The organism is Allocoprococcus similis, from assembly GCF_054660775.1.
The window spans coordinates 1-9,258 of sequence record NZ_BAAHSG010000043.1 but is presented as its reverse complement, the minus strand read 5'-3'; the positions used below and the strand labels follow the sequence as shown (position 1 = coordinate 9,258).

Here is a 9,258-nt window from a genome sequence, read left to right as displayed (position 1 = left end):
AGTTTCATATAATTTGCTACTTAGTTCAGAAAGTCCATCCGTCACACTCAACAAACTCTTCACTTCTGTAACATTGATTCCATCATAATGCACTTCAAAAGCCGGACAATCATCCACAAGATCTCCATCCTGCAAATTTCCCGAAGTATATGCCGGTACTGCCGGATTACTTGCAACCGGTGTTCCCTGGATCACCTTCCAACTGCAGTTTTCAACCTCTGTCTCTGCATTTCTGGTATACCGATTTACAATAAGATCAATCCTTTTCATTCCCTGACTACCATTTGTCAGTGTAACCTCATCATAAGTACCAATATCCACGCAAGATATACAGCCATGATGCGCCATCATCCCACTTCGGATTTTCAGCAGATTATTACTGCTAAGTTCCGGCTTCAGATTCTCTCCGCTTGTTATAATATAACTCCCCTGCCCGATAATCCCCTCCAGCATCTGCCGGAACTGCTGCGAAGTCACATGTGGTGATCCGGTTCTTCCAGATACAATTTTCATTCTTCATCTTCTCCTTCCAGTTTATAAGTAATTGATTCCACATCATTCGTAATCTCGTAAATGATATTTTCGATTGGTTTTGACATATACATCCCGGTCAGGTAATCCCTGCCACCGACAATATCTCCAATCCCAACCTCGATGCCAAGCTTTGCAACATCCATCTGAAATGTCTTTTTATTCATCAGCTTCTGCAATTGCTCCATGGACGTTTTCTCCAGCTCTGCTGTTTCTGTGCTCGTATTTTCGTACACTGCTGAGATCTCATTCAGTCCTTTGTAATACTGCGTCTTTCCAATGCTTCCATCTTTCTGCACATACAGATGGAATACGTTCCTCTCCTGCATTTCCCCTTTTCCGGTTACGACCAGATGATTTACGCCATTTTGTTTATCATCCATCGTGAAATTTAGGCGACTGTCCTGTGACAATTCAATCTGTGCAGAATAATCAGTAATCGGAACTGCTTCAACCAGAATATAACATGGCTCGTCCTGTTCTTTGATCAGCCGGATCTGCAGGCGGTATCCAACACTTTTCAGCATTTTAGTAAGACCTTCCAGTAATGTACAGTACCGGTCAAATTGAAAATTCTTTACAGATATACCCGTGTCTTCTGATGAAACTCTGAATAATCCATCAAACTCCGGCTCGATCAGTGTTTTCATTACCTGATTCAGTTCTCCGGATACTGTTTTATAATCCGATCCGGCAGGCGGTTCGATCACCTTATACTGCAGTCTTCCCCTCCATGTGATTCCCTTCAGCTCCACATAATCCAGCGTTGTATCTGTCAGTACCTCTCCGATAATGCCTCCATATTCCGTTTCCGTAATATACACATAACTTGAAAAGGTCAGCTCTGAATACCAGTTCGACCTTGCAATCTGTACAGAAAACTCGTATTCGCCATTCGTATCCACTGTGATATTTGAGTCCAAAATCGCTCCCAGTTCCCTTCCATCACTATCCGCAAGAATGACATCTTTTACCACGGCGGCTCCCTCCTGTTCAAAAATAAGGTCAGATCAAATCCATAATCCCCGGACCAGTTAATATTTAAAAGCCCGGATGGTATTCTCTCAAAAACAGTTTGTTTCTGTGCTCTCTGATTAAATAAATTTTGTACCGTTCCATTCGTCAAATACCTTCGAATCGTTCTTCTCTGGCTGTCTATAATCAGATATTCCCTGCTTTCAAGCGTTACGAAAAACTCATAAGGATAATCATTGATCAGGATCTTCGGATTTACACATGGTCCGTAAATGATCATCCGGTACTCGCTTGGAATGATGTGATCAACGTCCCATGCTGCGATTCCTCTTTTTTCCCCGGCAAAGTCAAACGGATAATCATACTGAAAGTCGATTCCGGATGCTGCCGTTTCTTCCAATTGTGGGAAAAACTGTCTTGTCGCTTCTACTACCCATACAAGCTCCGGAGCCTGGAACGTGATTTCCACTTCCGAATACACATATCCCTTCCAGCCCTCTTTCGCAGATTTCAAAACCTTGCATCTTAAATACGCACCATTCACATACAGCCTTCCGTAGGTATCATTTTCCGCATCAACTGCAATGATCCGGTATAGCTGCTCCATATTTGTTTGGAACTCTTCCCGCTTTCCAAACACATCAATTGTAACTGTTTTCTCATATCCGTCTGAAGATTCTGACCAGTCCGCATCGAACCAGTCAGTCTTCGTTGTACGAAAAGGAGCTTTTAAAAGATTCAGCTTTTCGCCATTCATATTTTCATAATATACAATCATACCTGTGGCACTGCTCCTTTCGGTAATGGTCTGTCTATCCGTTTCGTATCCAGGAACACAGGCTTGTTACCATTTTCTTTTGCAATCTTTCTCTGGATACGTTCAAATCTGTCATAATCAAATCCCTGGTCTTTAAAGACTGGATTATTCTTTATGCCGCCAACCGTTTTATCCGGATTAACGGATGTCGTAAGCTGTACACTTCTCTGCAAGCTCTGGACTGCTTTTTGTACTCCGGCGTTCATAGATCCAACCGGAATATTCTTCTCAAATCCGATTCCCATACCAAGAGCCATCATCTTACCAACCTGGTCCCGGAATACTCTCGATGGCGAATGAATACCAAGTTTTGACTTGATTGCATCTAATGCGCTACTTGCCGCAGATGTTGCCGCGCTGATCAGGCTTCCTACCGCACTGGATATACCACTTGCAATTCCGGAAATGATATTCATACCAACGCTGCCCCAGTTTACACTGGTAAATGCATTCTTGATCTGGCTGATCATGGATGGAATCTTACCAAGAAGCGCCGGAATTCCCTGAACCAGTCCGACTGCGAGCTGTGTGATGATCTCCACACCAGTCTGTATGATCTTCGGCAAATTCGTGATAATCGTAGATGCCAGCTTGCCGATGATAACCGGTGCTTTCGCTGCCACCTGCGGAATCGCGTTTGCAATTCCCTGTGCCAAGCCTTCCATTAACTGTAATCCGGAAGTTATTAACTGCGGAAGATTACTGATCAGCGACTCAACCAGAGTCAGGATCATCTGTACCGCTGCCGGAATTAACTGCGGAAGTTGTGCGCCCAGGCTGCTTACTAACGTTGCTATGATGCTTGCGCCTACAGAAATAAGCGATGGTAGATTTGCTGTAATCGCATTCATCAATCCCAGTATCAGGATTGCACCAGATGAAATCAATCCCGGAAGCGCTGCTGTGATCCCGGCTCCAAAGTTGGATATGATCTCCGGTCCTTTGGTCTGCGCCAGAAGCAGGATCTGGTCAATCTGTGTACCAAACTGACTGTAAACCAGTCCAAGACCGGCTACCACAACGGCTGCAACTGCACCGAAATTAAGAAGACTAATAAATGATGGAATGAAACCGGCTACTTTTGAAAGAATTGGTACAAACACATTTCCAATGATTCCGAGATAGCTCATAAGCTGGCTTCCAAATCCAGACACTTTCGACAAAACAGAACCAAACGCACCGCCAAGAAGCGAACCGAATCCTTTTGCGCCGTTTACGATCACACCAAAGGTACTGCTTATAGAACTTCCAAGACTTTTCAGTGTAGCTGTAGCTTTTGGAAATGTTTTGGCTAATCCAGGGCCGATTTTCCCGAAAGCGGAAATAATTCCTTTCGGTATTTCAGCGAAATCATTTACAATTTTTCCTATAGGGCCAGTACCGATTGCCCCTAAAGCCTTTTGAAATACTCCGGTAAGTTTCGGGGCTAAATCATCAAACGGAAGAAGGATTGCATCCTTCACATTTCCGAATACTTTTGCCCCGGATTTCATGCTTGCACCAAGGCTTTTCAGGTCACCTGGCATCTTGCCAAGCTTTGCAAAAACACCTCCGCTTATATCTCCTAAGCTGTTCAGGATGTCTCCGCATGTCCCAGCACTTTTTCCAAGTACTCCAAATGCAGGAGCTGCTCCCGCAAGAACTGCCGCGGTCTTACCAAGATTCATGAGCTCATCCGTGCTCATGCCCTTTGTTTTCTCAGCAAGTCCGGCTATTGCATCAGTAAATCCCTGTAAAAGCGGCACTTTATTGCCGATTTCATTGATAAAACCAACAAATCCGTTAGAGGCGTACGCATTATTCAAATCTTCCAGAGCTTTCACACCTACAGATGCAAGCTCTTTAAGCGGTTCCTGGATGGATTCATAAAATGCAATCCCAAGACCTTCTGCTTTGGATTTTAGACTGGTGATCTGACCAGCCAGATTGTCCTGCGCAACTGCAGCCATGTTTGCTGCAGCATCCTTGCAATTGTAAATGGAATCCTTCAGCTTATCGAAATCTCCATCTGATGCATTTACGATTGCCAACAGACCAGACATTGCTTCCTGGCCAGCAAGTGAGGTTGCCAGCTGTGCCTGCTCTGCTTTGGAAAGACCTTTGAATCCATTTCGCAAGTCACCCATGACCGTATCCAGCGACTTCATATTGCCCGCCGAATCTGTCAAGGATACGCCCAGCTGATCCATTGCGCCCTGTACTTCATCCGTAGGTTTCGCCAGACGGCTAAGCATCTGTCTTAATGAAGTACCCGCCTGACTTGCCTTGATTCCGGAATTTGCCATCAGACCAATGGCAACCGAACAATCTTCTACGGAATATCCCAGCGCCCCGGCTACCGGTGCAACGTATTTGAACGTCTCTCCCATCATTGCCACGTTTGTATTGGCATTTGATGAAGCTTTTGCCAGAACATCCGCAAAATGGGTAGAATCCGATGCAGACAACCCAAAAGCGGTCAGGGCATCCGTTACAATATCACTGGTTGTTGCCAGGTCCTCTCCGGATGCAGCGGCAAGGTCCATGATCCCTTTCAGACCATCTACCATATCCTGCGTCTTCCAGCCCGCCATAGCCATGTATTCATGTATTCCATAGCCTGTGCGCTTTCCGTGGCTGAAAACTTGGTTTTCGAGCCCATCTCCTTCGCCTTGTCAATCAGCTTCTGAAACTCGTCCCCGGTTGCACCTGAAATACTGGCAACCTTCGACATCTCGGCTTCAAAGTTCATGCCAACCTTAACGGCTGCAGTTCCAATTGATCCGACCTTATCAACAACCTTAGAGATTGCATTTCCAACGGCAACGCCTAATCCGGTAGTCGCAATCTTACTCAGATTTGAAATGCCCTTGTTAAACCCACTCTCATTGATTTTGGTATCAAAATTCAAATATCCATCTGCCATACTATCATCCTTTCTGATAGCACGGCTCAGGGGCTCACAAGTGCTTACTTCTTAATTTTTATCTCCACCTCCCGTCGGCATTTGCGGCATTTCACATACAGTCCGCTGCACACTGCAGTATCTGTGTAAACAAGCAGATGCTGCCCGCAGTACGGACACGGATACCACTCACGCCGTGTCGGTATTTTAATTTCCATCATGAGAACATATCTCCAATCTCATAATCATCCAATTTCCTCTGTTTCTTTTTCAAGGCAACAGCTCTCTGGATCTTCTTGATCCGTTTGCGTTCGTCCTTATCCCGGATTGTTCCAGGATCAATCGAACGATACATGATCCGTTGTTTAATCTCTGTATCATCCGGCAGCCAGTCAAACAAGCTCCGGAACTCCCACCAGTGCATATAATCGATCTGCTGCAGGTCGATTCCATACGCTTCCCGGAATGCTGCATAAATGCAGCCGGCATCTTCCGAAAAAGAAAATACCGGCTTCCCGCTTTTCTGCAGCTCTTCCTCTTCATCTTCTGTGTCATCCTGGTACATCCTTTTGCACATCAGGAAATCTCCGAGCGCATAAATCGCAGCTTCAATGTCTTCCGGAATCTGATCCAGATACCACTGCAACAGAAGTCCGCACTTCATCCGCCACGGAACCGAGTCGTCTTCAACCAGCTCCGTAAAACGGATCCATTCACGGAAATCTGTCACGATTGGGTAGTACTCCCCATTCACCCGGACCTCTTTCGGAAACTGCTCATACAAAATATTCATGCTCTGTTACCTTCCAGTATTGGAATATTTTCCTTTACCATACTGTTTCCGGTAGTTTCTTCTCTGCTGACGATTTCCACTTGGCTGTGGCTGCGGATGTGGAAACTGCGAAGTTGCATTCTGGCTCGGTGCATACTTGCCATATTTGTCGTTCAGTTCCTTTTTCTCTGCTGCTTCAAACGCTAAAATCGACTCTGCCGCTTCATTGCAAAGCTTAATACTGTTCTTACCACAAAAGATTCGTTCCCCTGCCCCATCGCCAAAAAGGGTATCGAAGAACACATAAAAACATGCACACTGTGCGCGGATAATATCACTCTGCTTTCCGGTTACAGGAACCTTTTTATCCGCATCGAACATTGCCGCTTTTGCTTCATCCAGCACATCCAAAAAATCCGCATCCGTAAAATCCACTTCTGCTTCAAAATCTCCAAATTTCCAAAGGCTCATAGGCTCACCCTCCCATTTCTTCTTTATTCTCCGCCAGCAGTGAATGTACAGGTCTTCCATCCGTCTGTGGTGGTTGCAGTACCCTTTGTGATTTCTCCGGCCGCTTTAAAGCTTCCTTTGTAAATCAGGGCATCCGTACCGTCCCCTTCTGTATCCGGAATTACACTCCATGTTCTCTTTCGTGCAGTACAAGTTGTTTCCGATGTCTTCTGCTCAAACAAATCTACCACCACAATATCAACCTGTGCTTCTGTTCCGAGAATCTCATCATCGGTAATTGCGGCAATCTTCTCATGTACCGGATCATTGGTATAACGGTCAAATTCGTAATCGATCGCCGGTGCGTAACTAACTACGTCCGATCTTTCAGACGCTTCATCCACATACTGTCGGCTGTACTCAGTTGAGTTCTTTCCATCCGACAGAGAAGTAAATCCCGTCATTCTGGTAAATGTCTCTCCTGATCCGTCAGTATCCATAAAAGCCACTCTCTTATGTCTGCCAACTAATTTCTTCTCATTCGCCATTTCTTCACACTCCTTACTTATAAATCAATCTGCATATCATCTGATACCGTCCCAGATCGACCTCTGTACTAAACAAATAGCCGGACTGCAGCACTTCCACTCGAATAGCATCGTGCCCGTCCAACTCTGGAACAATATCATTCCGGTTATTCTGTTCTGTCCACTCTTCAAAGTTCTGATAAAAGCCACTGTTGGCAATACCGGTTCTGGCATCCCCATCGTAGGCTTCCTTACTTGTCAGAGCGAACTGGAACTGCTTCAGGCAGCCCCCGTCCACATATCTCTTGTAAATGGGATCTGCTCCAATCGGATCAATGGAATATTCCATTCCATTACCTAAACGATCAATATTGATCTTCCGGTTATCGATATCCGGATACATCCTCACATATTCCCGGATGCTCTCAATAATCGTTTTTCTTTTACTGTCCGGCAAGTTTCTCAGCTCCTTCCCTGATGGCATCTTTATGGCTTGCCTTCATTGTCTCAAACCATCTCGCCTTGGTTTTATGCTCGTAATACTGCCGGCGGGCATATGGGGCAAGGTATTCGATGGATCCGGAACCAATCACCGTGCCAAGCGTCCCGGACTTGATCAGCATTCCGGTTCTTCTCGGTGTCAATGGATTCATATAGCGCAGACACTCCGAATCCACGAATGCCTGCGCCCTTGAAAATCCCTCTGCTTTTTTCTGTGCAAATCCCGGAGCCCATTCCAACCGTGCCGTGGTAGAGCCATTTTTACCAGTCACAGTAAATACGCTGCCTCTCGGAGTTGTGATCCGGAATTCTTTCTTTCCTGCCATCTTACTCGCCTCCGATCCGCCAGTGCGGAGTCGTACCAAACCGGTTGTCCGACCAGCTTGTTACCTTGCAGTGCTTCTGGAACACGGCTTTCAGATCTGCTGGTCTTTCAATCTCAATCTGGCACTCTCCCAGGACAATCTGGTCATCGTTCTGGATGGTCCAGTATCCATATCCGCCACAGCAGGCGAACTGATCCGGTGGAAGATATTGTCCTGCTTCCGGAATATCCGCAGGTATCCGGATTTTGTAGACCTCCGCACTTTTCAGTCCGTTATCCGTAACTGCAGTCTTATGGTCCACATAGACGTGGACACCATGCAGAACGGTTCGGCTCCAGGTATCGTAATGTGTGGAATCACCGCTTATTCTGTTATAAATTGTAATATCACTATTCGTAATCATCATCCACCACCAGATCCATAAGTCCTGTATTTACCAGATATACTTCTGCAATCCTGTACAGCATCGAATCTACTGATCGGCTTACATCAAACGATACGGAATACCCATCGTTGTTCTCAGATGTTATCCCATCTCGCTGATCATACTTATATGCACAATCACACATCTCACAAAGTGCTGTCTTTGCCTTTGCCGGCCAAGCACCTTCTTCCATTCGGTCAAATGTATATCGGTTCAACCTGGCACTCATTTTTACTTCGACAGATTTCCAGTGGCTCTCTGGAATCAAAGAGCCGCCAAAAGAATCCTTGTAATACTCATATGTTACATTCACCTGATCACATCCTACTCTGCTACAGTATGAACATAAATGCCATCCTTTTTGTTGTCTTTACATTCTGCAATACCAACCGTTCTGTATCCGAATTTCCATCCATCTGCAGTCTGGTTCTGATCCGGAGAAATAACCTTAGATACAGTATGTTTCTGGTACTGAATTGCAGCCTGTTTATCAACAATCAGGAAGTTCATTGCGACTGCACCGGTATCTTTTGTAAATCCTCCGGCACCCGAAGCATTCAGTTTTACCTTATCGTAAAATCTTCCTGATGGAACCTTGATGATTCCTGCAAATCCTTCAATTGCTTTCTTAGATGCAGTTGTATCTAAGTCCTCAATCAGTCCATATACTGTCGGATTGATAAACAGATAGCATGTACTAAGATTTGCCTCGACATTCTCAATCTTTCCTCTTGCAGTTCTGAGTGCTGCTAAAGCTTCTTTTCCTGTTGCAAGAGCAGCCTTTACTGTTGTAACACCTGGAATCTGTGCATAAGATGCCAGTCTGTATGCATCAAGTTCCGGTACAACCTGGGTTCTTAAAAACTCCCCTGAAAGACGTCCGAATGCAATTCCGGCAGATTCAATGTTATCCATTGCATCCACATTAAACATACGACCTCTGTCATAAGCACATTTCTTTGTCTCATAATCCAGAGTCACGTCACCGGCTACATAACCAGTGCTTTTGTTATAATCCGCAAGCCCCTGCATAGATGAGGGCACTGAAAAA

General features: G+C 45.3%; 13 protein-coding genes and 1 pseudogene. All 14 read right to left on the bottom strand.

Going from position 1 to position 9,258, the window contains the following annotated elements:
* A pseudogene (locus ACYQ5K_RS14820) lies at positions 1 to 513 on the bottom strand (hypothetical protein); the annotation flags it as partial.
* A complete protein-coding gene (locus ACYQ5K_RS14815; RefSeq protein ID WP_459777835.1) occupies positions 510 to 1,508 on the bottom strand; it encodes a hypothetical protein in 999 nt (332 codons plus the stop codon). The gene ACYQ5K_RS14815 and the pseudogene ACYQ5K_RS14820, both read right to left, overlap by 4 nt.
* On the bottom strand, positions 1,502 to 2,284 hold the full coding sequence (locus tag ACYQ5K_RS14810) for a hypothetical protein (protein ID WP_459777834.1): 783 nt from the start codon (positions 2,282 to 2,284) through the stop codon (positions 1,502 to 1,504). Before ACYQ5K_RS14810 ends, ACYQ5K_RS14815 begins: the two co-directional genes overlap by 7 nt.
* Positions 2,281 to 4,896: a phage tail tape measure protein gene (locus ACYQ5K_RS14805; RefSeq protein ID WP_459777833.1), complete on the bottom strand. Its 2,616-nt coding sequence runs from the start codon at positions 4,894 to 4,896 to the stop codon at positions 2,281 to 2,283. The genes ACYQ5K_RS14810 and ACYQ5K_RS14805 overlap by 4 nt, the downstream gene beginning before the upstream one ends.
* Complete coding sequence (locus tag ACYQ5K_RS14800) at positions 4,866 to 5,228, bottom strand: phage tail tape measure protein (RefSeq protein WP_459777832.1); 363 nt, start codon at positions 5,226 to 5,228, stop codon at positions 4,866 to 4,868. Before ACYQ5K_RS14800 ends, ACYQ5K_RS14805 begins: the two co-directional genes overlap by 31 nt.
* A gap of 44 nt (positions 5,229 to 5,272) precedes the next feature.
* Positions 5,273 to 5,428, bottom strand: a complete 156-nt coding sequence (locus ACYQ5K_RS14795; protein WP_459777734.1) for a hypothetical protein — start codon at positions 5,426 to 5,428, stop codon at positions 5,273 to 5,275.
* Complete coding sequence (locus tag ACYQ5K_RS14790; protein ID WP_459777831.1) at positions 5,425 to 6,000, bottom strand: bacteriophage Gp15 family protein; 576 nt, start codon at positions 5,998 to 6,000, stop codon at positions 5,425 to 5,427. The genes ACYQ5K_RS14795 and ACYQ5K_RS14790 overlap by 4 nt, the downstream gene beginning before the upstream one ends.
* A 6-nt stretch (positions 6,001 to 6,006) precedes the next feature.
* A complete protein-coding gene (locus ACYQ5K_RS14785) occupies positions 6,007 to 6,450 on the bottom strand; it encodes a DUF6673 family protein (RefSeq protein ID WP_459777830.1) in 444 nt (147 codons plus the stop codon).
* Between the two features lie 23 nt (positions 6,451 to 6,473).
* Positions 6,474 to 6,977, bottom strand: a complete 504-nt coding sequence (locus ACYQ5K_RS14780; RefSeq protein WP_459777829.1) for a hypothetical protein — start codon at positions 6,975 to 6,977, stop codon at positions 6,474 to 6,476.
* A gap of 13 nt (positions 6,978 to 6,990) precedes the next feature.
* Entirely contained in the window at positions 6,991 to 7,413 is a 423-nt protein-coding gene (locus ACYQ5K_RS14775; RefSeq protein WP_459777828.1) for a hypothetical protein, read from the bottom strand.
* A complete protein-coding gene (locus tag ACYQ5K_RS14770; protein WP_195502086.1) occupies positions 7,400 to 7,783 on the bottom strand; it encodes a hypothetical protein in 384 nt (127 codons plus the stop codon). The genes ACYQ5K_RS14775 and ACYQ5K_RS14770 overlap by 14 nt, the downstream gene beginning before the upstream one ends.
* A gap of 1 nt (position 7,784) precedes the next feature.
* Positions 7,785 to 8,189, bottom strand: a complete 405-nt coding sequence (locus ACYQ5K_RS14765) for a DUF6751 family protein (RefSeq protein ID WP_459777827.1) — start codon at positions 8,187 to 8,189, stop codon at positions 7,785 to 7,787.
* A complete protein-coding gene (locus ACYQ5K_RS14760; protein ID WP_118199370.1) occupies positions 8,173 to 8,520 on the bottom strand; it encodes a head-tail connector protein in 348 nt (115 codons plus the stop codon). The genes ACYQ5K_RS14765 and ACYQ5K_RS14760 overlap by 17 nt, the downstream gene beginning before the upstream one ends.
* An 11-nt stretch (positions 8,521 to 8,531) precedes the next feature.
* Positions 8,532 to 9,258 (bottom strand): hypothetical protein (locus ACYQ5K_RS14755; protein WP_459777826.1); only part of this gene is annotated, 727 nt, incomplete at its 5' end.

Coding starts and splice junctions, on each gene's coding strand:
- ACYQ5K_RS14795 (WP_459777734.1), bottom strand. CDS start 5,428: ATGATGGAAATTAAAATACCGACACGGCGTGAGTGGTATCCGTGTCCG.
- ACYQ5K_RS14785 (WP_459777830.1), bottom strand. CDS start 6,450: ATGAGCCTTTGGAAATTTGGAGATTTTGAAGCAGAAGTGGATTTTACG.
- ACYQ5K_RS14800 (WP_459777832.1), bottom strand. CDS start 5,228: ATGGCAGATGGATATTTGAATTTTGATACCAAAATCAATGAGAGTGGG.
- ACYQ5K_RS14790 (WP_459777831.1), bottom strand. CDS start 6,000: ATGAATATTTTGTATGAGCAGTTTCCGAAAGAGGTCCGGGTGAATGGG.
- ACYQ5K_RS14770 (WP_195502086.1), bottom strand. CDS start 7,783: ATGGCAGGAAAGAAAGAATTCCGGATCACAACTCCGAGAGGCAGCGTA.
- ACYQ5K_RS14780 (WP_459777829.1), bottom strand. CDS start 6,977: ATGGCGAATGAGAAGAAATTAGTTGGCAGACATAAGAGAGTGGCTTTT.
- ACYQ5K_RS14805 (WP_459777833.1), bottom strand. CDS start 4,896: ATGGCGGGCTGGAAGACGCAGGATATGGTAGATGGTCTGAAAGGGATC.
- ACYQ5K_RS14810 (WP_459777834.1), bottom strand. CDS start 2,284: ATGATTGTATATTATGAAAATATGAATGGCGAAAAGCTGAATCTTTTA.
- ACYQ5K_RS14765 (WP_459777827.1), bottom strand. CDS start 8,189: ATGATGATTACGAATAGTGATATTACAATTTATAACAGAATAAGCGGT.